Origin of the sequence: Chroococcidiopsis sp. SAG 2025, from assembly GCF_032860985.1 — a bacterium.
Classification (GTDB): Bacteria; Cyanobacteriota; Cyanobacteriia; order Cyanobacteriales; family Chroococcidiopsidaceae; genus Chroococcidiopsis.
Genome location: NZ_JAOCNC010000001.1, coordinates 1,111,435 through 1,135,511 on the forward strand (window position 1 = coordinate 1,111,435; position 24,077 = coordinate 1,135,511).

At 44.9% G+C, this 24,077-nt stretch carries 26 protein-coding genes and 2 pseudogenes; 16 read left to right on the top strand and 12 right to left on the bottom strand.

What is annotated here, in order from left to right:
* Positions 1–207 precede the first annotated feature (207 nt).
* Positions 208–1,137: an NAD-dependent epimerase/dehydratase family protein gene (locus N4J56_RS05350; protein WP_317105511.1), complete on the top strand. Its 930-nt coding sequence runs from the start codon at positions 208–210 to the stop codon at positions 1,135–1,137.
* A 147-nt stretch (positions 1,138–1,284) separates the two neighbouring features.
* Here the strand turns inward: N4J56_RS05350 and pgsA are convergent.
* Positions 1,285–1,797, bottom strand: a pseudogene (gene pgsA / locus N4J56_RS05355) (CDP-diacylglycerol--glycerol-3-phosphate 3-phosphatidyltransferase); the annotation flags it as partial.
* Between the two features lie 302 nt (positions 1,798–2,099).
* Between pgsA and N4J56_RS05360 the strand changes: the two are divergent.
* On the top strand, positions 2,100–2,777 hold the full coding sequence (locus N4J56_RS05360; protein ID WP_317110579.1) for a sugar transferase: 678 nt from the start codon (positions 2,100–2,102) through the stop codon (positions 2,775–2,777).
* A 131-nt stretch (positions 2,778–2,908) separates the two neighbouring features.
* On the opposite strand, the gene N4J56_RS05365 is transcribed toward N4J56_RS05360, so the two are convergent.
* Positions 2,909–4,096 (bottom strand): glycosyltransferase family 4 protein, encoded by a 1,188-nt coding sequence (locus N4J56_RS05365; RefSeq protein WP_317105513.1) that lies wholly within the window; start codon positions 4,094–4,096, stop codon positions 2,909–2,911.
* 116 nt (positions 4,097–4,212) lie between these two features.
* Positions 4,213–5,817, bottom strand: a complete 1,605-nt coding sequence (locus tag N4J56_RS05370) for a DUF2079 domain-containing protein (RefSeq protein ID WP_317105514.1) — start codon at positions 5,815–5,817, stop codon at positions 4,213–4,215.
* 341 nt (positions 5,818–6,158) lie between these two features.
* Between N4J56_RS05370 and N4J56_RS05375 the strand changes: the two genes are divergently transcribed.
* Complete coding sequence (locus N4J56_RS05375; protein WP_317105515.1) at positions 6,159–7,556, top strand: TldD/PmbA family protein; 1,398 nt, start codon at positions 6,159–6,161, stop codon at positions 7,554–7,556.
* A gap of 23 nt (positions 7,557–7,579) precedes the next feature.
* Here N4J56_RS05375 and N4J56_RS05380 read toward each other — a convergent pair whose 3' ends face one another.
* From N4J56_RS05380 to N4J56_RS05400, 5 genes are all read right to left on the bottom strand, one after another.
* Positions 7,580–7,996, bottom strand: coding sequence for a hypothetical protein (locus tag N4J56_RS05380; protein ID WP_317105516.1), 417 nt, complete (start codon positions 7,994–7,996; stop codon positions 7,580–7,582).
* A 170-nt stretch (positions 7,997–8,166) separates the two neighbouring features.
* A complete protein-coding gene (locus tag N4J56_RS05385) occupies positions 8,167–8,280 on the bottom strand; it encodes an AraC family transcriptional regulator (RefSeq protein WP_317105517.1) in 114 nt (37 codons plus the stop codon).
* 11 nt (positions 8,281–8,291) lie between these two features.
* A complete protein-coding gene (locus tag N4J56_RS05390; protein ID WP_317105518.1) occupies positions 8,292–8,435 on the bottom strand; it encodes a hypothetical protein in 144 nt (47 codons plus the stop codon).
* A gap of 107 nt (positions 8,436–8,542) precedes the next feature.
* Positions 8,543–9,877 (bottom strand): carboxyl-terminal processing protease CtpB, encoded by a 1,335-nt coding sequence (ctpB, locus tag N4J56_RS05395; RefSeq protein WP_317105519.1) that lies wholly within the window; start codon positions 9,875–9,877, stop codon positions 8,543–8,545.
* 455 nt (positions 9,878–10,332) lie between these two features.
* Positions 10,333–12,828 carry a single-stranded-DNA-specific exonuclease RecJ gene (locus N4J56_RS05400; RefSeq protein WP_410500298.1) on the bottom strand — a complete coding sequence of 832 codons (2,496 nt, stop codon included), beginning with the start codon at positions 12,826–12,828 and terminating at the stop codon, positions 10,333–10,335.
* On the opposite strand from N4J56_RS05400, the gene N4J56_RS05405 reads away from it, so the two are divergent.
* The 6 genes and pseudogenes from N4J56_RS05405 to N4J56_RS05430 all read left to right on the top strand — a co-directional run bounded on the left by N4J56_RS05405 (position 12,766) and on the right by N4J56_RS05430 (position 15,483).
* On the top strand, positions 12,766–12,987 hold the full coding sequence (locus tag N4J56_RS05405) for a hypothetical protein (RefSeq protein WP_317105521.1): 222 nt from the start codon (positions 12,766–12,768) through the stop codon (positions 12,985–12,987). The two genes, N4J56_RS05400 and N4J56_RS05405, sit on opposite strands and share 63 nt — an antisense overlap.
* Before the next feature lie 11 nt (positions 12,988–12,998).
* Entirely contained in the window at positions 12,999–13,379 is a 381-nt protein-coding gene (locus N4J56_RS05410; RefSeq protein WP_317105522.1) for a response regulator, read from the top strand.
* Between the two features lie 215 nt (positions 13,380–13,594).
* Positions 13,595–13,783 (top strand): hypothetical protein, encoded by a 189-nt coding sequence (locus N4J56_RS05415; RefSeq protein WP_317105523.1) that lies wholly within the window; start codon positions 13,595–13,597, stop codon positions 13,781–13,783.
* Positions 13,784–13,807: 24 nt separating this feature from the next.
* On the top strand, positions 13,808–14,155 hold the full coding sequence (locus N4J56_RS05420; RefSeq protein WP_317105524.1) for a hypothetical protein: 348 nt from the start codon (positions 13,808–13,810) through the stop codon (positions 14,153–14,155).
* Positions 14,156–14,264: 109 nt separating this feature from the next.
* Positions 14,265–14,615: pseudogene (locus tag N4J56_RS05425) on the top strand (VOC family protein); the annotation flags it as partial.
* 87 nt (positions 14,616–14,702) lie between these two features.
* A protein-coding gene (locus N4J56_RS05430; RefSeq protein ID WP_317105119.1) for an IS5 family transposase occupies positions 14,703–15,483 on the top strand; the annotation gives its coding sequence in 2 pieces (ribosomal slippage) (positions 14,703–15,040 and positions 15,039–15,483; 783 coding nt in all).
* Positions 15,484–15,712: 229 nt separating this feature from the next.
* Here the strand turns inward: N4J56_RS05430 and N4J56_RS05435 are convergent.
* Complete coding sequence (locus tag N4J56_RS05435; protein WP_410500401.1) at positions 15,713–16,849, bottom strand: IS4 family transposase; 1,137 nt, start codon at positions 16,847–16,849, stop codon at positions 15,713–15,715.
* A 157-nt stretch (positions 16,850–17,006) separates the two neighbouring features.
* Here N4J56_RS05435 and N4J56_RS05440 point away from each other — a divergent pair, with 157 nt between their 5' ends.
* The 4 genes from N4J56_RS05440 to N4J56_RS05455 all read left to right on the top strand — a co-directional run bounded on the left by N4J56_RS05440 (position 17,007) and on the right by N4J56_RS05455 (position 18,600).
* Positions 17,007–17,198, top strand: coding sequence for a hypothetical protein (locus N4J56_RS05440; RefSeq protein WP_317105526.1), 192 nt, complete (start codon positions 17,007–17,009; stop codon positions 17,196–17,198).
* A gap of 80 nt (positions 17,199–17,278) precedes the next feature.
* On the top strand, positions 17,279–17,653 hold the full coding sequence (locus N4J56_RS05445) for a VOC family protein (RefSeq protein ID WP_317105527.1): 375 nt from the start codon (positions 17,279–17,281) through the stop codon (positions 17,651–17,653).
* A 277-nt stretch (positions 17,654–17,930) separates the two neighbouring features.
* A complete protein-coding gene (locus N4J56_RS05450; protein ID WP_317105528.1) occupies positions 17,931–18,233 on the top strand; it encodes a 4a-hydroxytetrahydrobiopterin dehydratase in 303 nt (100 codons plus the stop codon).
* 79 nt (positions 18,234–18,312) lie between these two features.
* On the top strand, positions 18,313–18,600 hold the full coding sequence (locus tag N4J56_RS05455) for a Precorrin-3B methylase (protein ID WP_317105529.1): 288 nt from the start codon (positions 18,313–18,315) through the stop codon (positions 18,598–18,600).
* A gap of 94 nt (positions 18,601–18,694) precedes the next feature.
* Here the strand turns inward: N4J56_RS05455 and N4J56_RS05460 are convergent, their stop codons facing one another.
* Positions 18,695–18,979 (bottom strand): hypothetical protein, encoded by a 285-nt coding sequence (locus tag N4J56_RS05460; RefSeq protein ID WP_317105530.1) that lies wholly within the window; start codon positions 18,977–18,979, stop codon positions 18,695–18,697.
* Positions 18,980–19,120: 141 nt separating this feature from the next.
* Here N4J56_RS05460 and N4J56_RS05465 point away from each other — a divergent pair, with 141 nt between their 5' ends.
* Entirely contained in the window at positions 19,121–20,200 is a 1,080-nt protein-coding gene (locus N4J56_RS05465; RefSeq protein WP_317105531.1) for a substrate-binding domain-containing protein, read from the top strand.
* Positions 20,201–20,227: 27 nt separating this feature from the next.
* Here the strand turns inward: N4J56_RS05465 and N4J56_RS05470 are convergent, their stop codons facing one another.
* Positions 20,228–20,920, bottom strand: coding sequence for a Crp/Fnr family transcriptional regulator (locus N4J56_RS05470; protein WP_317105532.1), 693 nt, complete (start codon positions 20,918–20,920; stop codon positions 20,228–20,230).
* A gap of 101 nt (positions 20,921–21,021) precedes the next feature.
* Here N4J56_RS05470 and N4J56_RS05475 point away from each other — a divergent pair, with 101 nt between their 5' ends.
* Both N4J56_RS05475 and N4J56_RS05480 read left to right on the top strand, forming a co-directional pair.
* A complete protein-coding gene (locus tag N4J56_RS05475; protein WP_317105533.1) occupies positions 21,022–21,414 on the top strand; it encodes a DNA-binding protein in 393 nt (130 codons plus the stop codon).
* Between the two features lie 113 nt (positions 21,415–21,527).
* Complete coding sequence (locus N4J56_RS05480) at positions 21,528–22,010, top strand: transposase (protein ID WP_317105534.1); 483 nt, start codon at positions 21,528–21,530, stop codon at positions 22,008–22,010.
* 19 nt (positions 22,011–22,029) lie between these two features.
* Here the strand turns inward: N4J56_RS05480 and N4J56_RS05485 are convergent, their stop codons facing one another.
* On the bottom strand, positions 22,030–24,072 hold the full coding sequence (locus N4J56_RS05485) for a di-heme oxidoredictase family protein (RefSeq protein ID WP_317105535.1): 2,043 nt from the start codon (positions 24,070–24,072) through the stop codon (positions 22,030–22,032).
* Positions 24,073–24,077 lie beyond the last annotated feature (5 nt).

Here is a 24,077-nt window from a genome sequence, read left to right on the forward strand (position 1 = left end):
AGAATTTATAGCTTAAATCAGGGAGCAGGGAGTCGGGAGTCGGGAGTCGGGAGTAGAGAAGAACTTACCTCCAAATCGCTCACAAATGACCAATCGACTAATCGACCAATGACCAATCGACTAATCGACCAATGACCAATGACCAATGACCAACGATCGCACCACTCGCCCCTAAACTGAGAGTAGACGAATTGGGGTTGGGTAATTATGCGAATTTTGATTATGGGTGGTACGCGCTTTATTGGTGTTTACCTCACCAAAATCCTAGTGGCGCAGGGTCATGAAGTGGTGTTGTTTAATCGCGGTAATCGCCCTATTCCAGTTGAGGGGGTAACTCAGATTCAAGGCGATCGCACTTCTCCAGAACAATTAAAGGCAAAGCTATCTAAAGAACATTTTGATGCCATTTACGACAATAACGGCAGGGAACTGAGCGATACTCAACCGCTAGCTGAGATCTTTCACGACCGGGTGCAGCACTTTGTCTATATGAGTTCGGCTGGCGTGTATCTCCGATCCGACCAAATGCCTCACATAGAAGGCGATCCAGTCGATCCTAAGAGCCGCCACCGAGGAAAATACGAAACAGAGGCTTTCTTAGCTCAGGTAGGCTTGCCCTTTACAGCAATTCGCCCTACGTATATCTACGGAGCTAGTAACTACAACGATTTGGAAAGCTGGTTTTTCGATCGCATCGTCCGCGATCGACCTATTCCGATTCCCGCTAACGGGCTACATATAACTCAAATGGGTCATGTTGAAGATCTAGCTCAAGCTATGGCTCGAGTATTAGGCAACGAGAGAGCCATAGGGCAGGTTTATAACGTCTCTGGCGATCGCTACGTTACTTTTGATGGTTTAGCTCGCGCTTGCGCTGTAGCTGCCGGAAAATCGCCGGAGGAGCTAGCGATCGTACACTACGAACCAAAAAATTTCGATTTTGGCAAGCGTAAAGCCTTTCCCCTGCGAGTACAGCATTTTTTCGCCAGCGTTGATAAAGCCATTACAGAACTCAACTGGCAGCCGAAATACGATTTAATTTCTGGGTTAAAAGACTCTTTCCAAAATGACTACTTGGCTACTGGACGAGACAAAGCCGAGGTAGATTTTTCTGTAGACGAAGAGATTTTGAAGTGAGGAGTGAGGAGCGAGGAGTGAGGAGTGAGGGAATTTTATATTTTGAATTGCAATTCTTCCTCGTCCCCTCGTCCCCCTCGTCCCTCTTGTCCCCTTGTCTCCCCTGTCCCCCTCAGCTCTCTTGTATTCCCCTCGCTCCTCGCTCCTCGCTCCTAAAAAGTAAATCAACCCCGAAATCAAAGTCAAAGCGACAGAAAGCCAAAAAACTCCCAGTGCGGGGACGTGCCAAGTTGGGGGTAAGGGAGCGATCAATAAGGCGATCGCGGCAATTTGGCTGACTGTTTTGAGCTTGCCCCAAAGATTTGCCCCCGCGATCGCATTTGTGCCTGTCAAGCTGGGAGAAACGCGCCAGCCTGCTATACCTAATTCTCGCGCCAAAATCAAAAATACTCCCCAAGCAGGAAGTTGTCCTAGCTGAATCAGCGATAACAGTGGAGCCAGTACCAGCAATTTGTCTACCAAAGGATCGAGAAATTTGCCAAGTTCAGTGATAGCATTCAGTTTCCGGGCTAAATAACCGTCCAGCCAATCCGTCAAAGCCGCAACCAAAAACACTATTAAGCAAAACCAACGTGCGGTTGCTGTCGGTACTGGCAAAAGATATAGCAGCAATGGCAGGGCTAGAAGTCGAGAGAGAGTGACCCAGTTAGGTATATTCATCTATGCAAATGTGAGGAAATCATAAAGTTTAGATGAAGCTAAAGTCAGCAAGTTGAAGAGAAATTAACTGCTGAACAGCTCTATTGCTTGAGTAAAATCTTTGAGAAAGCCAACTTTACATTATCTTTACAAAGTGCGAGCGTAAGCAGGTTCTTGATAAAGATTCGACAAAATGTAAGTTAAAGTACTGTCATTCTAGCCAAGAGAGAGATTATATTCGGGATACAAGTTCAGTAAATCTACTTCGGTAAATCTACTTCAGTAATACTACGATCTATCCGATCCAGGTTTTAGTCGTGACAATGTACCAAGCACCGTTCCCCACCGCCATCAAAACTGTCGAACTTAAGTCTCCCCAGACACTAGATGCAGTTCATCCATCAGCCAGATCGGCTTTCAAGAGATGTTTGGACATCGTTGGCAGTTTAGTCGGACTGTCGATCTTGGCAGTTATCTTCATACCCTTAGCGATCGCCATCAAGTTAGACAGCCCAGGACCAATTTTCTACGGTCAAGAGCGTTACGGACTGCAAGGACGAACATTTCGGATGTGGAAATTCCGTTCGATGGTTCCCAACGCAGATGCGCTGAAGTCTCAAGTGAAAAACGAAGCATCGGGGCTAATTTTCAAAAACACCCAAGATCCAAGAATTACAAGAGTGGGTCGTTTCTTGAGAAGCACTAGCCTAGACGAACTGCCCCAATTTTGGAACGTATTAGTTGGAGACATGAGTTTAGTAGGTACTCGTCCACCAACTGCTGATGAAGTTGCTCAGTACAACGATCGCCACTGGCAAAGATTAAACGTGAAGCCGGGGTTAACAGGAGAGTGGCAAGTCAGCGGACGCTCTAGCATTAAAGATTTTGAAGAGATTGTCAATCTCGACCTGCGCTACCAAAAAATGTGGCATCCTTTCTACGACTTGTTTATTATTGCTAAGACTGTGTACGTAATTTTTGCTAAAGTAGGTGCTTGCTAAGCAGCGATTAACGATCGGCAACCAGTTGATATAGAATTCCTTGGGGGACGACCAGCCTGTATACGGCTGGTTTTTATTGTGTCTAAATTGTAAATGTAGGGGCGCATAGCTATGCGCCCCTACAAACATTATTACCAAGAAATTTGCGATCGCTCTCGTACGACTTGTTGATAAACTGCTTGCGTTTGTCGGGCTAACTTGCTCCAATTAAAGCGGCGATCTAAATCCTCATATGCATTGTCAACGAGCCATTGCCGATAATCGGGATTTTTTAAGACTTCTAAAATTCCCCATGCGAGGGAGTCAGAGTTATTCGTCCAAGTCACAACTCCAGTCTTAGTATGCTGCACGACTTCTGGAAATCCGCCCGTATCGGAGACAACAACGGGTACGCGGGCAGCGAAGCTTTCTAGGGCAACAATACCAAACGGTTCGTAAAGGCTGGGAAACACGGCACAATCAGCTACCGCTTGGAATTTATCGAGAAAGTCATCGTACATAAAGCCTGTGAAATAGCACTTGTGCCAAATACCTAGATCCCAGGCTTGACGCTTCAAAGCTTCGGTATTACCACCGCCAACGAGTACGAATTTAGCATGACCTCCCATTTCCCACAGCACTTTGGGAGCTGCGTTCAGCATCACGGACACGCCTTTTTCGTAAGTCATACGACCGACATAGTAAACGATCTTCTCATCATCGTCAGCATATTGACGGCGGAAGTGCCAATAATCAAAATCTTGCCGTCTGTGCTTCTTTTCAGGACGGATACCGTTATAGATTACGTCGATTTTATCCCAAGGACTCGCTAGCGCCCGTTCTACTTCGCGTCGCATATAGTCGGTACAGACGATAATTCGCCAAGCATCATAAGCGAGTAATTGCTCTTTGCCATTGATATAGCGCTGTTCTTCGGTATAGATACCGTTGTAACGACCGTGTTCGGTAGCGTGAATTGTAGCAATCAGCGGGATTTTAAAATTATGCTTGAGGGCGATCGCCGCATCTCCTACCAACCAGTCATGGGCGTGAATCAGATCGAACGGTCCTTCTTCCAAGAGCAACTTTGCGCCGTGGCTACCCATGCTTTGATTCATATTCGCCACCCAATGGAAAAAGTCATGTCCCCAGGTAACTGGAACCCGATGTACGTGGATTCCCTCGAAAAGCTCGTACATCGGTGCATGACCGAATTCCACTGTTAGCATGTGGACTTCATGCCCTAGTTTGACGAGTTCGGGGTATAATTCCCCAACATGACGAGCAATGCCTCCTACAATGCGCGGCGGAAATTCCCAGCTTAATACGAGTATTTTCATCGACCCCAATCCCTGCGACTTACTTGCTGCTTACCTAAATCTATCAATCTATCTAAATGTATAGGATTGGAAATTGAATGAGTATTATCACTCAATTCTTCACAAAATTTAACTTTCTAGTTTGACAAATTTTGTCGAAAAGCCAACCAAGCAGATGTAGCTTCGGGAAGTGAAGTGACACCTTTATGCAGCAAAATGACTCCATCTTGAAAGCCGACAATCCCATATTCGCCAGTGTTAAAGAGCCGATCGATCAGTTTTACATTGTCTTGTAACTGCTGGCGATCGCCCGTGAAAGCAACTTGATACTGTTGCAGTTGCCAGAGGTCGGCAATTGCATATTCTACCTGAATGACTTCCCTGGCATCATTACGCAACTGCAATCCTGGTAGACGCAGAATCTCGCGACGGCTGGAAAGGTGAGGCACGATATGTGTCGTTGCCGATACACTTGCCTGTGGGGGAATTTGTGCTAGTAGCGATCGCATTTGGCTGACGTGTTGCCATTGACGCGGTAGAGAAATATGCACCCAAGGTTGAATCGAGTCGGGAATTAAAAAGTAAAGCGTCCGATTGGGGTTATAGGCAATTGTAATTACTAGGGAAAGACAAATACATCCAATCCAGAAGCGCTGAAACTTCGGCTTAAAGACTTTAGGATGCACTGACCACCACAAAATCGCGCCGTAGAATAATCCTGGGACGACACTCATGGCATAGCGAATCGTAATTGCTAGAACAGATTCACCTTGACCTAAAAACAGTTTCAACAGAGGAAAACCCGCGATCGCCCAAGCCGTGCCAGAAAGCGCGGGAACGAAAGCCAAAGGCAACCATTGCCCTAGCAAATACAAAAATGTCCCAGGAAAAGGAGTTATTAATTCTACGAGCAATCGCCAAGGATTACTGACAATTCCCCAAATAATCTCAACGGTAGAAGCATCTTCCCCAGTTGCATACTGTCCGAATCGCTCCATCATGAAACGCTTGGAAATATCCTCTGAAAAAAGCGGCATGATCAGATTTGTCAAAGCCAGCATGTAGCCAAAACTGAGAATGCATGTCGCTAAACCAGCACGGGGAAAGCGCCGACTTAAAACCATATAAGCCCCTACCCCAAATAACCCGATGCCGCTATCTTCCCTCACAGCTAAAAGCAACACTGCCAACAACCAAAACACCCACCACTTGCGTTTTTCCATTGCCAGCAAAATACCAAACGTAAGTAAAGGTATCTGGCTGATATCGTGGAAGTTAGTTAAAGTTGGACCAACAACAGCGATCGCGCCATAAAAACTCACGCTAACCATCGCTGCTAAGAGTGGTTCGAGATACAAGCGAGCCAAAAAATATAAAACAATCCCAGCAGCGGTTACTAGAAAGACCTGTAACACGCTCAAAGTTGCCGGAGAGGGGAAAAGGGCATATAGCGGTAGCCAAACGAGTAAGGCAGGGGTAAAATGCTGTCCTAGACGATGGTAGTAAACCTCTGGGATTTCTCCGGCATGGACGACGTTCGTGGATAGGCTGGAAGAAAGAGAACTCTGGAAGAATCTACCGTGAATCCCATTCCAGAAAACTTGATTGAATATGCCTTGGTCGAAAGTCGCATAGAAGCTATAGTACCGATGCAAGACCAGAATTAATCCCACGAGCAAAAAAGTGATCGCACCACCGAGGAATAAATGAGTTCCAGGCTGCTTTTGCCATTTCAATAACATGACTCACTCACACTTAAATTAGGAAGACAAGGGGGACAAGGGGGACAAGGGAGACAAGGGAGAATTAATTGCAAATCGCTTGCTACTCGCTAATCACCAGTCAAGCAAGGATCTATCAAGCTCAAGCGACATCTCGGTATTTAGAATATAGTCTTTTGACACGCTCCTCACATCCCTGGCAGAGAAACACCTACAATCGAATAGTGACGACTTGAAGCCAAGATTGATTTTCACTAGGTCGATCTACATTAATTTGTATGCGCTGTAGTTATCAGAACTGCTCGTAAGAACGATTTTGCTATTTTTGACTTTTAATTTTTGACTTTTGACTTTTCTTTCCCATGCCTACTGCGCTTGCCGATACCAAAAACTTGCTCGCTGATGCGATCGCTAAGTACTCTCATAAAGTTGATTATTTACTCATTCGCCTCGAAGAGTCCCAGGGAACAGATATTATGCTGCGGGGCAATAAGATAGAAACATTGAGCGAAGGAATTTCTATCGGCGGACAAGTTCGCGCGTGCTACAAAGGCGGTTGGGGATTGAGTAGTTTTAATCAGTTATCCGAGTTCAACTCTCGCATCGAAGAAGCGATCGCGGCAGCACGAATTGTAGGTAATGATGAAACCCTGCTAGCAGATATAGAACCAGTGCAAGCTACCTGCTTTGTCCCCTTGACAGGAACCGATCCGCGTCACGTTCCGCTAGCACAAAAAAAGGAATTGTGCGATCGCTATGGCGAAATTCTCAAAAGCGCGAGCGATCGAATTACCACTACGTCAGTCCGGTACGGCGACATTTGCCAGCGAGTCATTATTGCCAGTTCGGAAGGAACGTTAATCGATCAATCTTGGGTGGATATGGAGATGCGCTTTGCTGCAACTGCACGCGATGGCGATACAGTCCAGACAGGTAGAGAAACCACTGGTTCTCGCAAGGCTTATGAAGATTTAGTAAGTTTGGATGCCCAAGTCCAAAGTGCAGCTCAAAGGGCTATAGCGGCTCTTTCTCTACCTTCAGTTAAAGGCAACACCTATACTGTTGCGATCGATCCGATCCTCTCTGGTTTATTCGTTCACGAAGCCTTCGGGCATCTTTCTGAAGCAGATATGGCGTATGAAAACCCCGATCTGCTAGAAGTTATGAGCATGGGACGGCGCTTTGGACCCAAGGAGCTACAAATTTTTGATGGTGCAGCACCCCAAGGACATCGTGGTAGTTACTTCTACGACGATGAAGGGACTCCAGCCACAACGACGCAATTAATTCAAGATGGCGTTTTGGTTGGTAGGCTCCATTCACGCGAAACTGCTGGCAAGTTGGGAGAAACACCCACAGGAAACGCTCGTTGTCTCAGCTATCACTACGCTCCCATCGTCCGCATGACAAACACTTGGATCGAGCGGGGGACGACACCAGTGGCAGATTTATTTACCGATATTAAAGAAGGAGTCTACGCCCGCAACTGGTTGGGAGGGATGACTAATGGTGAAATGTTTACCTTCAGCGCGGGAGAAGCTTGGCTAATCCGCAATGGTAAACTTGCCGAACCCGTGCGCGATGTTACACTGTCGGGAAATGTCTTTCAGACCCTGGCAGATATCGAGGCGATCGGAGATGATTTCTACTGGGATGAATCTGGCGGCTGTGGTAAAGGCGGGCAAAATGGTTTACCTGTTGGTTGCGGCGGTCCCAGTTTGAGAATTCGGAATGTGATTGTAGGTGGAGAAGCGTATTGAATTCGGAATTCCAACACTCTGCTTTAAATGCTTACCTTTGGTTCCTTGCGCCATTCTTTCAAAACTAAAGCCGATCGCAGGATAAAAATTAGTAGAGAGATACCTGCGATCGCATCCGTCCAAATTAATAAATGCATTTTTCCAGAAAATACATGTTGAGCTGAATAAAGGTAATGTCCTGGGCTAGAAATTCCAGTAATTGAATAAATTCCTAAACATACATACGCAGCCCAAAAAATGCCTTTAACGTACAGCATATAGCCAACAACGCCAAACATTGTTAGTCCGAGCCAAGCAAGATAAATACTGTCAGAAGTAATCCAACTAGGTTGGGGATACTTGTCATAAAATATAAAATTATCCGTATAGTGAAGCATAGTAGAAATTGCATTAATAATTAGTAGAGCTAGTAGTAAATTCCGGTTTTTCTGATTATTCATCTTGCTATTTGTCCTAATTCTTCATCTTTTTTCGATCGCGCAAAGTCGCAAAGTCGCAAAGCTTTCTTTGTGTCTTCGCGGCTTTGCGTGACAATTTTAATACAGCTTACTCTACAAGGCAAAAACAACAGTCGTCTTGTCAAATCTTCTCAAAAATAGTCAAATCTTGCTCAAATGCGATCGCGATACTTTTTGGGGGTAAAGCCTGTATGCTTGCGAAAAATACTCGTAAAACGACTTTGATCGTGAAAGCCAACTTGTAAAGCAATATCAGCAATAGACAAGTCTTGCTTCGCTAGTAACTTTTTTGCTGCTTGAATACGCCGACGTGAATGCCATCCCAATTACGATTTGTGCTAGAAAGAATGGGCGCGACTGGCAGTATGGGAAAGATTGTCTCTTGCTGCAAAGTATCAACGACTAAAGGGCTTTTTGTCATTGGTCATTTGTTATTTGTGACAATTCTGATTCAACCGATAGAACTGAAATACGATAGGGGCATACATCTGTACGCCCCTACATTCTTTCACGCGAATAGAAAATGACTTATAACTGGTTCCGCTCTACGACTCGTTTTGAGATTTGCGGTTTTTTAAGTGGTTTTTTAAATTGGGCAAAACTGTTGTTGGTAATTACAGAAATTGCCCGTGCGTACTGCGGGTCTTGTCTCGTGCCAATTGAAGAAGGATTTGCGGCTAGCTGGCGTTTCTGAGCGTCATTCAAGTCGATTTTAATATCTGGTGTAATGCCTTTATGACTAATATCCGTACCTTTAGGCGTGTAGTAATGGGCAACTGTTACTGCTAGTCCCGAACCATCGGACAGAGAATGGACTGATTGGACTAAAGCCTTACCAAAGGTTTGGCTACCAACTACGACAGCGCGTTGATGATCTTGCAATGCTCCCGCTAAAATTTCGCTGGCACTGGCAGAATTACCATTGACCAAAACAACCAGAGGGCGCTGAGTCAGTGCGGTTTGATTGGCTGGTATTTCTTGACTAGCTCCCTGTCGGTCTACTGTTTTCACGATCGAGCCTTTATTCAGCCACATCCGTGAGATTTCTACCCCTGCTTGCAGCAAGCCACCTGGATTATCGCGTAAATCCAGAACGAAGGCATTCACATTCTGGCGATTGAGGTCTTGAATTGCTTTTTGCATCTGCTCTGAAGCATGGGCACTGAATTCTCGCAAGCTAATATAACCAACTCGCTTATTACCCTCCCGCTTTAGCGTGTATGTAACTGTAGGCAGTTCGATTTTTGCCCGCGTTAGCTTGAGGTCGAAGGCACTTTTGCCTTGCCGCTCGATTTTCAATGTGACAGGCGTACCTGCTTTGCCCCGAATTAGGCTTGAGGCAGCTTGCACGTCCATTTGTTGAGTTGGTTTACCATCAATTGCAACTATTTTGTCCCCAGCTTTAACTCCCGCTTTGACGGCAGGGGAATTTTGAATAGTCTCAACTACAGTTAAACGCTTATTTTGTTTATTTAATTCCATCCGAATCCCCACTCCAGTAACTTCTCCTGAAGTTTGGCTAGTCAAAGCCTCATACTGCTTGGGGTCGAGAAAGCGAGTATATGGGTCGTTCAGCTTAGCCAGCGCGACTCGGACAGCGGCGTAAGCTTGTTCGCGGTTAGTATATTCTCTACTTAATAAATCTTGTCTCGTTGCTTGCCAGTCTGTCTTGTTGAACGTGCCGTCCACATATTCTCTAGCAACGAGTTGCCAAACTTCGTCAACTAAAGCTTTAGGGCTATTTTGCATCAGTGCAGCACGGACAGAACCACACCAGGGAGATAGCGCCAGAAATGATGTAGTGGCGATCGCTCCACCAAACAGAGCAAGTTGTAGGGAGGAGAGGCGTTTAATATATTGCATGAGGTTAGCAAGCAGAGGTTAGCAAATCGAAAGCTATATTGCTCATTACCCAACGGGTTGAGACAGAGTAGATTTCTTTTGAATATACACCCAGATAGCGTGTGATGGCAGCGAAATCGCAATTGCGATCGCTGTTTCATATCTCTCGTAAAGCCATTATTCCCAACATACTCAGACAGATTAGGTTCGTCACAAACACTCTGTGACAGTTTACCTATTGTCCGAAGAAATATAAAGTTTAGATTTTGTCTAGATTTGCACTGTTATTTGTAAGATTAGCAACTATTGGTCAATTATATCTATTTCATTTTTGACGATCGATTAATGTATTTTAGTAAACTTTTTCACATATTTATTAAATCAATTTTCAGTTATTTAGTTATTAGTTAACAGGGAGCGCACGAGCAGGGAGTAGAGGAGCAGTTAATTCTGACTTACGACTTACGACTTCTCCCTCACTCCTCACTCCTCACTCTTATTTGAGCGGCATGGGCTTGAATGGTAGAGAGAGGAACTGTAGAAAAATACTGGCGTTGGAATTGTTCTTCTCGGACAGCTTGGGCAAATTTGTCTATTGCTTGCAGGTAAGCGGCATCGGTAGCATAAAGATTTGTAGATGTTGCAATGTGCCACGGTACTTCTTGAGAAATTTGAAAATAGCGGTCTTGAAAGCTAACATAAAAGCCCAAGTAGGAAAGAGCAGTAAATCCTAATCCTAAAAGGCGATCGCTAACTCCAAGCTTTTGACTGAGTTGCACGCGAGTCACCGTTTGTCCAGTACGGCAAAGGTATTTAGCAATTCCTACTAACTGTTGCCAGACTTGTTGTGGTGAGACTGGCTGAGGCGCAGTCCATGCCAAAACTAAAGACTTATTTTCAAACTGCGATCGCCGCATCCAGACACGTAACTCATCCCAACAAGTGGGACAAGTACGCACGACAAGCGAGGATGGATCGCCTGTAAATGTATCGTCAACTGGAGCGATCGCCATACCACGGCAGTCGAGAATTTGAGGAGCGAGGGGCGTTAGCGAAGCGGGACGAAGTCCGGAGTGAGGAGTGAGAGATAAAGAGTCGGAAGTACGGACGGCAATGAGGCGGACTTCGTAACGTTGTTTATTTTTGAACGAGTTGTAGTCGAGTTCTACAATACAGTCACAGCGTCCAGTCGGGATCTCGTCTTTATAGTGTCCCCACCACACGCCAGGAAAACTAGTTTTAGTCGAGTCATCCCGCAAATTGAAATCTGTTTTGATATACTGCACCTTATTTCCCCGCCAATCTTGCTGATTGCGATGCCAAGCATTTTCAAACCAGCAATTTTGGATTAGCAATTTTGGTACGGGATTACCCATACCGCAGGGTTCGAGTAGTTTCAGTTCTAAAAACAAATCTCTACCTAAATCGGCTACTGTCACCACCAGATCTGCTTGTACGGACGGCACGGCGAGCGCGCTTCCCTGCTGTCGGAGTTTTTGGTTAATTGCTGCGGTAAATAGCGGTATATTTTCAACGGGTATGCTTAACCCAGCCGCAAAAGGATGTCCGCCAAACCTATGCAGTAAATGCGCTTGATCTTTCACTAACTGGTACAAATCGATATTACCGACAGATCGAGCTGAACCGCGAGCAAGTGCGGGAGTGGGGAGAGTGGCTAGTGGCTGGTGACTAGTGGCTAGAATTACTCCCTCAGCTGGGTCAGCTCCCTTCTCCTCTACTCCCGACTCCCGACTCCCGACTCCCGACTCTGTACTTAACAAAATCGTCGGTCTACCAGTCTCCTGAGCAATTTGTCCGGCGACGAGTCCTAAGACTCCAGGCGACCATTGGGAGTCTACGAGAACGATAACGCTAGTGGTGGAGAGATCGATTTCTGACTTGAGTTTTTGGGTAACTTGCTGGGAAACTTCTTTTTGTAAAGACTTGCGACGAGTGTTTGCCAATTCGGTTTCTTGGGCAAGGCGCTCGACTAAGTTGCGATCGCCACTGGTCAGTAATTGAACGCAAAAGCTTGCGTCACCTTGAATTCGGCTGACAGCATTGATGCGGGGACCCAAACCGAAAGAAATATCTGTGGGGCGATCGCCACTTTTCTGACACATTTCTAATAATCGCCCTACTCCTGGTCGCCGTCGCTGTTGAACTAGTTGTTTGTAATCCTGTTGCATCCGTTCGATACCCAATTGAGCTAAATAACGGCAATCTCCACTCAGTTGTACTAAATCGGAAATTAACCCAATGGCGACGAGGTCGAGTAAATCCTCTAATGGTTGTTGCGGTACATTTGGTAAAAATTGATATAAAGCTTCGATAAGTTTGTAGGCAACTGCGACCCCAGATAGATGAAATAATTGATGCTCTGAAGGAGAGTAACGCGGATTAATTATTGCCGTAACAGGTGGACGTTCTGCGGGTAAAGTATGGTGGTCGGTGACAATTACATCAATGCCCAAAGATTTCGCATAGAGAATTTCTGCAATATTCGTGCTACCAGTGTCGCAAGTCACGATTAACTTACAGTTATCGCGGGCAAGCAGATCGATTCCAGGGCAGTTCAACCCGTGCGACTCGGTAAGGCGGTTGGGGATGTAATAGGAAAGTTGGGTATATTGACAGAAAAATTGTCCCAATCCATCCCATAAAACCGCTGTAGAAGTAATACCATCAGCATCGAAATCACCCCAAATCGCCACTTTTTCTTGGCGATCGCGAGCAATTTGCAATCTTTCTACTGCTAAGTGCATTTCTTGCCCAAATTCAAATGGGCTAGCAGGTTGATAGCTGCGAGGATTGAGATATCCAGGTAACTCCTCTCGCGCTTGAATTCCCCTTTGCCATAACAGTTGTGCCGCAAATCCTCGTGCGCTAGGGGCATATTCCCTAACTGCTTGCACGAACCACTCTGGGGGCTGTTCGGTTGGGACGATCCATTGCGGCTGGGAGGCGTTCATAGAGGACAAGGGAGCAGGGAGCAGGGAGTAGGGAGCAGGGGGACGAGAGCTGAGGGAGCTGAGGGAGCTGAGGGAGCTGAGGGAGCAAAAAACAACTACCAACTACCAATTACCAATTCCATTTGCGATCGCAGTCATAATCGCTTTATGACTATTTGAAGTGTAGCGACATGACTACTAAGCGCGTACTAGTTATTGATGATGAAGATGGTGTCAGAGAAATTATCCAATTCAGTCTCGAAGCAGTAGCAGGGTGGGAGGTTTTGCCAGCAGCTTCTGGTAGTGAAGGCATAGACATAGCTCAAGCTCAACAACCTGATGCGATTCTACTAGATGTTATGATGCCAGACTTAGATGGACCCGCAACATTTCAGCAACTACAGGCAAATACTACTACTTGTCATATTCCCACAATCTTTCTCACTGCCAAGGTCAGAACCAGCGAACAACAGCAATTACTTGATTTAGGCGTAGCGGGTACGATCGCCAAACCTTTCAAAGCCCAAGAATTGGTAGCACAAATCCGCGATATCCTGCAATGGAGTGAATAAGGGAAGTTGGGAGTCGGGGTCGAGAGTTGGGAATTGTAGGGGGCGGGTTTAGCCAAAGATTTACAACTAAAGCCATCAATCTCCCCACAAAACCCGCCCGTCTCAGAATCGGGGGAAGATAGCAGAGGAGGCTAGGAGCAGAGGGACAACAACCAAAAAACCATCAACCGTCAACAGTTCACAAATTATTCACATTAATATCCTAATTTCAAATTGTGGGTCACGAGTTGACTCTTTCCCGACTTGAGCAAGGCAGAATCTTCTATTTTCTTCCGATTGTTAAGACTGCTTCTTTCTTCTCCCTTGCCTTCCCTACCCGCTTACCGAGCATGGTAGAGCTGGAGCGAGAGATCGAGACTGCCTCAGCTAGCTTCCATCTTGCCAGACTAGATACTCCTACTTGAAGCGAAGCATAATTGGAATACATCATGAAATTCAAACACTCTCAACTGCTTTCTACTAAATTCGTAGCTGGATATTTGTTGTTTCCTCCTAAAAACAAAAGCAAGAGAGTCAGGATAGGAAGACAAAGATCGCTTCAACAAGCGGAAGGGCAATTGCCCATTCAAGTTACTTTGATTAAGCAGCAAGTAAAAACTGTAACACCTCGAACTCAACTACATCAGCAAACGAAATCTGCTAAACGGCGAGTTTTTACTATTAAAGAGTTGTTTGAGAAATATGAAGAGTCTTATCACAACGCTCTATATTTGGAAGCAATCAAGTTTATTCTAGAGCAGATTTTTTGGGATAGCTCTAGTTATCTAGAGGAATAAGTTTAGCCACCAAGGTTAGTACGATAAATATGCGATCGCCTGGGTAGCGATCGCTTTTTGTACCTATTGTAATCTCTTCTATCTCCTGTCTTTTTTAGAGGTATTGAGCATGATAGACTTTCAATTGCAGGGTATCAATCATATTGCATTAGTATGCAAAGACATGGCGCGTACAGTAGACTTCTATACTAATACTTTAGGATTAAACCTAATTAAAACAATTGCCCTACCTGACGGTGGACAGCATTTCTTTTTTGATGTTGGTAACGGCGAGGCGATCGCATTTTTCTGGTTCCCTCAAGCACCAGCTGCTGCACCTGGAATTGCATCAGTTAATCCTGAAGGATTACAAAATGGTAATTTCACAACTGCCCATGCTTCAATGAATCATCTTGCTTTTAATGTACCTCTAGAAAAACTAGAAGAGTATCGAGAAAAATTAGCGGCAAAGGGCGTAAGAGGTCATTTATAAAGAAAAGTTGAAAGCAGCGAGAATGGAGGCAAGAGGCTTTTACTATGACAAGACAGTAGCCCAAAGCATTGCCTCATGAGTAGAAAAGCTTACAAAAGTGATTTAACCGATCGAGAATGGCAAATCATTGAACCATTAATTCCACCTGTAAGACCAGGAGGACATCCACGTACTGTGGATATGCGTGAGGTAGTAAATGCCATCTTTTATTTGCTGAAAACTGGCTGTGCTTGGGAGATGCTACCACATGACTTCCCACCCTATTCAACGGTTTATTATTACTTTCGGCGTTGGCAAAAACGAGGAATTTGGCAGCAGATAAATCTTGCCTTACGTGAACAAGTACGGATGAAGCTGGGCAAATCTCATCAAGCTACTGCTGCAATTGTGGATAGCCAGTCCGTAAAAACGACGGAAAAAAGGGGAAGTATCCGGCTTTGATGGCGGCAAGCTAGTTAAAGGTCGCAAACGCCATGTCGTAGTAGATCCTCAAGGACTACTAATGGGTGTAGTAATCACCGAAGCTAATGCTTCAGAACGATTAGGAGCAATAGTGGCATTGCTAGAAGAGTGCTATAACTCTAAGTCTTTAGAGCTAATTTGGGCAGATAGTGGCTACAGTGGAGAGAATTTTGCACAAGCTGTAATGGTAGTCTGCGGTGCAGAAGTAGAAATAGTTAAGCGGATTACAGATGGGTTTGAAGTTTTGCCCAGAAGATGGGTAGTTGAACGAACTTTTGGCTGGCTAGGACGCTATCGACGACTAAGTAAGGATTATGAACTCCTACCGGAAATAAGTGAATCTATGGTCTACGCTGCTATGGTACGGCTGATGCTGAGACGACTAGCTGCTTGATTTTTACTTTATAAATCAGCTCTAACAGTCACATCAGTACCAATACGGTTCATTTAAGGCTACGCTGTGCTGAGGATAAAGAAAATAGGAGGATTGGTTCGGGAGGGGGTGGCTCGATGTCTTGGCTTTTTTGAGCGAAACTTGGATACAGGTTTTTTTACAACTCTGGGATTGGTACGAGAAACTCGTTCAGGTAACAGAGTGTCTAAAATCTCTACAGTTAACCAACTTAAAAAAAGGGGAGTTCTTGTGATTGCAAGCGTTGAAATTTCGGGATAGCACGACGAATAACTCGCAATGTCCCAGTGAAACTCAGACGCAAAGGAGTGATACCCGCGCTCTTTGCAGCTTGAAACATCAATAACCGCACAGCCCAGTGTCCTAACAACCACCCGTAAACTTCCTGCACAACTTCACGCGGTTTTTGAGAGCGAATATGAGTTTTTCGTCCTGATAAATGTACTTTGAGTTCATCAATAGTATTTTCTACTTCCCAGCGTTGATGATATTCAATCGCCAGTAGTTGAGCCGGAAATTTCTCCAATTCCAATAAGCTGGTAATTAAGCGATATCTTAGTTGTTCCTCTGGGTTGTCGGTATTACCAATTGTGTATTCAATCACTCGGACTTGTATGGGCTGGCAAGCTTTTGAGCGGAATTTAGCAGGTGGATAAATCCAACTCAGATAAGAACCATCCGCCAGTGGTTCTTCGCACAAAAACTTGACATTTGCGGGAATTCTTCCTAAATAATCGCTACCAGTTGTGACAGTTGCTTGCACCATTGCATAAGAATGTAACCCTCTGTCCCACATCAACAACATCCCTGAACTCACGGAGCGTAATAATCTTAATGCCCGCACTCGTTCTCCTATTCGATATGGACACATCAATGCATCAAAGATTAAATGTGTTCCTGCTTCTACCAAAATGACTAATCGCAGTTTGGGAAATGCGGCTTGTGTGCCAGGACGGCTGCTCGGACGACCAAAAACTCTCGCATTTTCATCGCTGTCTGGCAGATCGAAGCAAGTCCGATCAATTACCACAATTCGCAATCCATTGAGAAATGCTCCTTTGGTATCGGTGCTAGCCATTGGTCGCACCAGTTGATGGAACAATTGACTCATCACCCTTGGACTTAATCGTTGTCGGGCTTGCGTTATTGCTGATTTACAAAAAACTCGCCAGTATTTCCCCACTTTCACCCATGCTTCGCTCAGCCCATCAATTAAGTTTTTCAGCACATCTCTCATCGAATCTCGTGACCACAGACTCATCGCAATTACCAAACAAATTACCAATTGTGCTGGTAACGAGCGTTTACGTTGTTCACAAACTTTAGTTTTAGCGATCGCTTGCTCGATCTCCGTGGATGGGATGGCTGCCTCTATCGCTTTGAACACATCACTACTTTGTATCGTAGGAGACAACAATGAGAAATCCTTCAGATGCACTACACTCACTTTCCATTCTTGGGAACAATGCTTAATTTACAACACTTTGAGCCTTAACTGAACCGTGGTGACATCAGTACTACATCATGCTGATGTTCCGGCTGGTTTTGTTCCTGAACTTGATGAAAATACGTTTATTTCTTCATTTTATTTTTTCGATCCCGATGGGATTTTGTTAGAATTTGCAGCCAACGTTCGTACTTTAGGCGATCCTGCAAGGGATCTTCTACACTCACCAGCAACAGCAAATAGTAATTAAAGTTGAGAGTGGGCAATGCCCACTAAACTAAAAAAGCGTCTGTTGTTCGTAAACGATCTAGAATTGCTAGATGAACAAATATGGTGTTAAATTGCACGGACTCATTAGTCACGTTAGCAACTCAAAATTTTGAATTGCTAGTCAACTTTTATCAGCAATTTCTAGAGCAAACTCCGCTCGATCGAATTCCTAATATTTATGCAGAATTTCAGATATCAGGTTTGCGTTTGGGCATATTTAAACCTAAAACATCAAACCAAGCAGAATTTATTAACTCAACTCAAAACAGCATGAGTTTGTGTTTAGAAGTCAAAGATCTAGAAGCAGCGATCGCCCATCTCACAACAATTGGCTATCCCCCACCAGGGCAAATTGTTAGAGCCTCTCACGGCAGAGAAATTTACGCTTACGATCCTGATGGTAATCGGATTATATTACATCAGGCAAAAAACTAGGCTGTACCAAAGGCGATCGTAGAAGAATTTTGAGTACATCTGTTGAGATAAAAAATTTTTATGACATAATTTGCGATCGATAGCAATACGATCGCACGACTTCTGTTTTTTTATGAATTTCAAAAAATCTCTGTTTAGATGGTTGCCGCAGCATTCGTCACACTTCGCGATCGCGCTCTTTTGTCTAGGATCGTTATTAACAGCGAGCGCTTTGTTTACTCAACCTAGCTTGGGAAACTCAATATCTTCCGCACAACCAGCAATTCAGGAGTATGTAATGAGCAATTCTCAAATGAGTAACTCTCAACTGTCTGAAGCAGAATTGAAAAAAGCTTTGGGAGAATTGAGTGGCTGGAGTATAGAAGCCGGAAAGCTTCACCGTCAGTATCAGTTCAAGTCTTTTGTAGAAGCTTTTGGCTTTATGTCGAGTTTGGCTCTAGTTGCCGAGTCAATGGGTCATCATCCAGAGTGGTTTAATGTTTACAATCGCGTTACGATCGATCTAACCACTCATGATGCTGGTGGAATTACAGCCAAAGATGTAGAACTTGCCCGTCAAGCAAATCAGTTGGCGAAATAATTTAGTAATTTAGTGAGTCGTGAGTCGTGCGTGGTGCGCGGTGAGTCACAAATAACCAATGACCAATAACCAATGACCAATGACTAAGGAAAAACCTTTATCAGAAGCAGCACTCATCAAAGAGGTTTGTCGGCGAATTCGCGTTGCTAGAAGCTACTGGGATGCTCATAATAATGCTGCTTGTCGTGGCGAACGCGATCGCGCTTTAGCGCTCTACAATACTCTCACGCCGGAGCAAAAAGACCAAATTCCACAAGTTTTAAGAGTTTGGTTGCGTTATCGCAGTGAAAAGTATTTCGGTTCCCACAGAACCCCAACCCGCTCGAAAGTTAAAAGTCAAAAGTCAGAAATCAGAAGTCAAAACTAATTCTGCTTTTGCTGTCTTCTGACCCTTTCTTAAATCGCTGGTTACTGGTCACTAGCCACTAGCCAGCTACTAGCCACTAGCCACTGATAACTGGCTACTGATGGCGCTGTTCCAGCCAAGTTAAAACTTCCTGTTGCGATTCGAGTTGAAAGGTGCGATCGCTAGTTGGCTCGTAGATTTTCCATCGCGTTTGTCCGGTAGAATCTGTTATCTCGCTAATCTGTGGCTCGTTGTTGCCATACCACAAATTTTGCCAAAAATGCCCAAATCCTCGAAATACAGACAGAATTTGTAGTTCTAACAGGTTTTTGACAGGCGGATGCCTTCTAATCAGTTCTAGCTCTTTGTAGTTGCGCCATTGTTCGTAGGTTCTCATCATAGTTTGCCTCACACATTGTTACAGTTGTTTTCTACTGAATCGATTCAGTTACCATCTTATGCTAGAGATTTTTTCTGAATCGATCAAGTTCCCTAAAATCGTATTTATAGGGAAAATTGGAGGAAGATAGATGTTAAAGGCATGAAGCAGAGTAAAGCTAGAAAATCCATCACGCTACTGGATGTTGCTAGAGCAGCAGGGGTATCTCGTACAACGGTATCAAATGCGTTTAATCGACCCGATCAACTTTCTCCAGAAGTTCAACAGAAAGTGCTAGCGGTGGCGAAGGAGATGGGTTATGCGGGTCCAAACCCGATGGCAAGAATGCTACGGACAGGACAAACAGGTGCAATCGGCTTGATATTTTCTGAAGCACTACCCTATGCTTTTAACGATCCGGTATCTATCGCCTTTTTGCAGGGAGTATCGAAAGTATGCGAACGGGTAAAAGCTAGTTTGTTGATCGTTCCAGCTTTAGACTCCGATGTTGCCCAACAGACAATTCAACAAGCAGCAGTAGACGGCTTCATCCTTTACTGTATTCCAGATGAAAGTGAGGCAGTCGTACGAGTTTTGGAACGACAGCTGCCTGTAGTGGCAGTCGATCAGCCAGAACTAAAAGGTGTACCCTTTATTGGCATTGACGATCGCCAAGCTGCTCGTACCGCAGCATTACATTTACTCAGTCTCAATCGCAGGCATTTAGGCATCATTGCAATGGATTTTCACAACGACTCCTATGCAGGTCCAGTTGATGCCCAACGACTCAAAAGCGCCATTTTTCGCAATGCATTATACCGCTGGTGGGGTTATGCTGATGCCATCCGAGACGCAGGTATCGACCCTACTCTTGTGCCAATCGAGGAGTCTCCCAACAGCAATGGTGTAGATGGGGCTTTTGCTGCGGCGATCGCTTTATTACAGCGACATCCCAGACCGACAGGAATTCTTGCCATGAGCGATATATTAGCGCTGGGGGCATTACGGGCAGCAGAACATCTAGGGTTAAAAGTTCCCGAAGACGTGGCAATTGTTGGCTTTGATGGTATTCCCCTTACCGCTCAAGTACGACCCGCGTTGACAACCATACAACAACCTTTAGTAGAAAAAGGCGCGATCGCGGCTGAAATTCTCTTAGGTATCCCCAATAAAAAAACAACTCATATCTTAGAGACAAAACTTATCGTCAGACAATCTTCCTCAAAAGGGAGTAGGGAGTAGGGAGCAGGGGAAGAGAACTGAGAGGTTTCAATCACCTGCCGCAATCTCTTCTAGCTTGTGGCGATCGCGCAACACGATTTGGCCACCGCGATGATAGCTAACAATTGGTTGCAACTGTTTGAACAAACGCACGCATTCTTCATAGGTAATGCCAATGCTGCGGGCGATTTGATAATAAGGAAGGCGCGATCGCAAGCATAGCCCTGCTGTTGTTGACTCCGTGCCTTCCTCCATCACAGAAGTATGAATTAACCGCGCCAGCCGCACGATCGCTCGTTCTGATGCTAATCCATGAACGGCATTGTGCAGATGTTGCAGGCGATCGTTCATCACAACTAAAATCCGCAGGGCAATTTCTGGAGTTTGGCGAATCATTTCTAGGAGTACAGCGCGATCGACGGTGAGAATTTGGCAGTCGCGATCGCTCACCACGGTTGCAGGTGAAATTCCATCACCAAATAGGGAAGGTGCAGCGAATAATTCTCCTGTTGATAAGGTTCGCAGAATAGTTTCTTTACCCGTAGAAGCGGTTTTCTTAACCTGAATTGTTCCACTAAGAACTGAAAAGAGTTTAGCAGGTAGGCGATCGCCTTCATGGAGAATAATTTCTCCGCGTAGATAGTTTTTGACTAAAGTATGTGGTTTTAAATATGCCAGTTGCTCTGGTTCCAAACCTGAAAAAATTGAGATTTGCTGCAATTGTTCGGTTGTTGCCTGCATAACTAACAGTTATCAGTTATCAGTGGAAAGGGAGCAGGGAGCAGGGCAATGCCCACTTTACCATAATAGGTAGCATATAACGAACTTTGGATTAATAATTAATGAAGATTCTTCCTCTCCGACTCAAGCCCAACCAAGATTTAAGACAAAGTTTAAAAGACTTCGCTCAGACACAGAATATTGAAGCAGGGTTTATTTTAACTGCAATTGGGAGTTTGAAGCAAGCAGCGATTCGCTTTGCTGATCGCGAGGAACTTACAATATTGCACGATAAATTTGAAATTCTTTCTCTGAATGGCACGGTTGCTAATACAGGCGTTCATCTACATATCGTCATTAGCGATCGCAATGGAAAAACGATTGGCGGGCATTTAACTGATGGTTGCATTATTTACACCACTGCTGAAATAGTTATTGGTGTAAGTGAAGAATTTCGTTTTCTTAGATACACAGATCCAGAAACGGGTTATTTAGAATTAAAAATTAATTTTTAACATGAATTTTCCACAATGCACTACACTTTACGTTCAAAATATGAGCTATCTCAAAGACATTGTTATTAGAAATTGTCAGGATGTGAACAGCACCATTACAAGCAGAGAACGATATGATAGCCGCTCAAGAAAATACAACTACGTCTCAAGTCGAAACCCTTGCCAGACTTTATCTAGAAGGTAAACCTGCTGAAATTTCGGCTGAAGCGATCGCGAGGATGTGCGATTGGCTGATGGGTAAGTTTCAACAACTGCCCCTGAATCTGCAATTTTCAGACTATATGCGCTATGACAATTCTAAACAGATGTTTGCCGATATTGAACGAGGTCATCTCTGGGTTTCTGCTGATAGCTACGATAGCTCTATTTACCCCAACCCGATCTACGGCTTTATCTTCTTGGCAATGCACGATTACGATCACTATCTGACTGGAAGTGATTTCACCCTAGAAGGAGAAATCGCCGCTTACAATGCCGCAGCCAAACGCGCACCGAGTTTAACTATTCAGAAGATTCTATATTCGGAAATTGTCTTGCGATCGGCAGCACATTTATTTTTAGGTCATGCACCCACTCACAAAGTTGTTTTCCCATAACTGGCGTGCGTTTGCAAGACTAAAAACGACCCGGATCCTCATCCAATGCAAGTAAGAAATTAATTAAATCGGTTTGCTGTGCCGGAGTAAATCCTGTAGTTTTGTCTATATAAAATTCATGTCCCGTTCCATCTAAATTACTGCGTACTAAAGCGGGATTAGCTTGATTAGCCGCAATAACTTGATTGCGTAATTGACGATCTAGTAAAGCACGTAAACTACTTGCACTATCAGCAGATTGACCGATGCTTAGGGTTCCAGTTAAACCTAAACCCGTGCGATCGACTACCGTAAAACTGCCATTAGATTGTATCTTCAAGCTGCCTGCTCTGACTGCTACTCCACCATCATGCAGATAAGGTGCGCTGAGATATACTCCCCGTAAGGAAAGAGTCTTGTAACCGCCATCTGGTAAGAAACCTTTTGGTAGAGTGGTTGGACTGTCGCTAATCCCCTCTGTTGGTACGTCTAACACTTCGGCATTAGCAGGGACAGGTACGGGATTGTTAAGCGTGTAGAGCTTGGGTGGTACTAGCACGTCTTTCAAAGCAAGACGCGATCGCGCGCGAGCTGAGTTATTACCTAATTCTTTCAAAGGGTAAATTTTGTTGTCTGTAAAGAAAGGAGGCGCGTGACAAGTCGCGCAATTAGCTCGTTGAAAGACTTGAGCGCCGCGCCGCACGGAACCATTTTTCAGTGCCGTGATGTTCTCTTGGGTTCGATTGGGAGGTGGTACTAGGCTATTTTGAAAGGCAGCCATAGCATTGTCGGCAAATAAGAAGGGTCCGCTAGCAATATCGTTTTGAGCAAAGCTGTCAGGGCTGAAAATCGCTCCATTGTATGTAAATAAGCTAGGTCGCAAATTGGGATACGTACCAGCACCAGGAGCCGGAATCTGATCTTCTAGTTCTGCTTGTCTGGGGTCAGGAGCAACCTGGCGCAGCCATTCCGAAGGTTTTACCCGTACTCCTTCTGGTAAACGCAAGCGAGGATCGGCAGCATTTTGTAGGACAACACCTAAATAAACTTCAGGATCTAAGCCCAAAGTCTCGGCGCTGAGCTGTGCTGCTGCTAGCAGATTACCTTCAGATGAGTGAACGCCGTTACCAGTAGCACTTAATCCAGCAAAGGGACCGATCGCAAACTGCCCGTCGAAAAAGTAAGGACCGCTCTTAAAAGTGAAGACGCTTGGTATTTGAGTGGTGTTGTTGATGCCATCAGGAGAACTCTCAAAGTGACCGAAAGGCACGTCTAGCAAGGTATCATCGAAAGCATCCTCAAACTTTTGCGGATCGGGTAAAGTGACTAAATTGCCGCGACTATCAACGATCGCCTTACCGTTACCTTGATATTTGGGGTCGAGCGGGTCGAGATTTAAGCGAGCAAAGCCTGCTGTGGAGTTGGGTGCGAGCGCAATCAAAAAGCGAACGTTGAGATCGCCATTGGGTACTCCCTTGAGGCGATCGCCGAATTGAGATGTAATGTCATGGCATACCGCACAAGTAAAGTTGCCGTCAGGCTTCAAACCAATCGGGAAAGTAGCTCCCAAAAGGACATCCAAACCAGTATCGAGCGTGCTTCCTTTGGCATAGAAATGACTGCCCAACTTTAAATCTTGCTGGAGGGTAAGTTGTAAATTAGTAGTCGGTCGCCCGCCTAATTTTTGTATTGCTGCGATTAACTCTGGTTGAATCCGCGCTAAGCCCGTACCGAAACCAAGGACACCTTGAATTCCCAGCGTGTCACCAACTTTGCGATTGAGGAAAATATCATCCCCAGCTTCTATCAACTGTTGGGTAATCCGAACAGCGCCAATTCGTTCAAAAGCGCCAGGAGCGCTCGGGTCTAGACCCTTTTTGCGCACGAGTTTCTCGGCTGCTTGCGGGGTGAGTAATTTTCCAAAATAGTCGTAGTAACCAAGCGGTTGAGTTGGGGCAGGTTGTAGCAGGGCTTCTGTGGCAAGAGTCAGCTTCGGAGCTAGTAAGTTTGTCGATAGCAATACCGCAGTTAAACTCACTACTAGTAACAAGCCAAACAGAGAAAATCGCTTCCGCCAACGCATATTTA

Coding starts and splice junctions, on each gene's coding strand:
- N4J56_RS05420 (WP_317105524.1), top strand. CDS start 13,808: ATGAAATTCAAACACTCTCAACTGCTTTCTACTAAATTCGTAGCTGGA.
- ctpB (WP_317105519.1), bottom strand. CDS start 9,877: ATGCAATATATTAAACGCCTCTCCTCCCTACAACTTGCTCTGTTTGGT.
- N4J56_RS05380 (WP_317105516.1), bottom strand. CDS start 7,996: ATGAATAATCAGAAAAACCGGAATTTACTACTAGCTCTACTAATTATT.
- N4J56_RS05460 (WP_317105530.1), bottom strand. CDS start 18,979: ATGATGAGAACCTACGAACAATGGCGCAACTACAAAGAGCTAGAACTG.
- N4J56_RS05465 (WP_317105531.1), top strand. CDS start 19,121: ATGAAGCAGAGTAAAGCTAGAAAATCCATCACGCTACTGGATGTTGCT.
- N4J56_RS05370 (WP_317105514.1), bottom strand. CDS start 5,817: ATGTTATTGAAATGGCAAAAGCAGCCTGGAACTCATTTATTCCTCGGT.
- N4J56_RS05450 (WP_317105528.1), top strand. CDS start 17,931: ATGAGCAATTCTCAAATGAGTAACTCTCAACTGTCTGAAGCAGAATTG.
- N4J56_RS05390 (WP_317105518.1), bottom strand. CDS start 8,435: ATGACAAAAAGCCCTTTAGTCGTTGATACTTTGCAGCAAGAGACAATC.
- N4J56_RS05360 (WP_317110579.1), top strand. CDS start 2,100: ATGTACCAAGCACCGTTCCCCACCGCCATCAAAACTGTCGAACTTAAG.
- N4J56_RS05400 (WP_410500298.1), bottom strand. CDS start 12,828: ATGAACGCCTCCCAGCCGCAATGGATCGTCCCAACCGAACAGCCCCCA.
- N4J56_RS05350 (WP_317105511.1), top strand. CDS start 208: ATGCGAATTTTGATTATGGGTGGTACGCGCTTTATTGGTGTTTACCTC.
- N4J56_RS05455 (WP_317105529.1), top strand. CDS start 18,313: ATGACTAAGGAAAAACCTTTATCAGAAGCAGCACTCATCAAAGAGGTT.
- N4J56_RS05475 (WP_317105533.1), top strand. CDS start 21,022: ATGAAGATTCTTCCTCTCCGACTCAAGCCCAACCAAGATTTAAGACAA.
- N4J56_RS05375 (WP_317105515.1), top strand. CDS start 6,159: ATGCCTACTGCGCTTGCCGATACCAAAAACTTGCTCGCTGATGCGATC.
- N4J56_RS05365 (WP_317105513.1), bottom strand. CDS start 4,096: ATGAAAATACTCGTATTAAGCTGGGAATTTCCGCCGCGCATTGTAGGA.
- N4J56_RS05445 (WP_317105527.1), top strand. CDS start 17,279: ATGGTGTTAAATTGCACGGACTCATTAGTCACGTTAGCAACTCAAAAT.
- N4J56_RS05485 (WP_317105535.1), bottom strand. CDS start 24,072: ATGCGTTGGCGGAAGCGATTTTCTCTGTTTGGCTTGTTACTAGTAGTG.
- N4J56_RS05410 (WP_317105522.1), top strand. CDS start 12,999: ATGACTACTAAGCGCGTACTAGTTATTGATGATGAAGATGGTGTCAGA.
- N4J56_RS05470 (WP_317105532.1), bottom strand. CDS start 20,920: ATGCAGGCAACAACCGAACAATTGCAGCAAATCTCAATTTTTTCAGGT.
- N4J56_RS05480 (WP_317105534.1), top strand. CDS start 21,528: ATGATAGCCGCTCAAGAAAATACAACTACGTCTCAAGTCGAAACCCTT.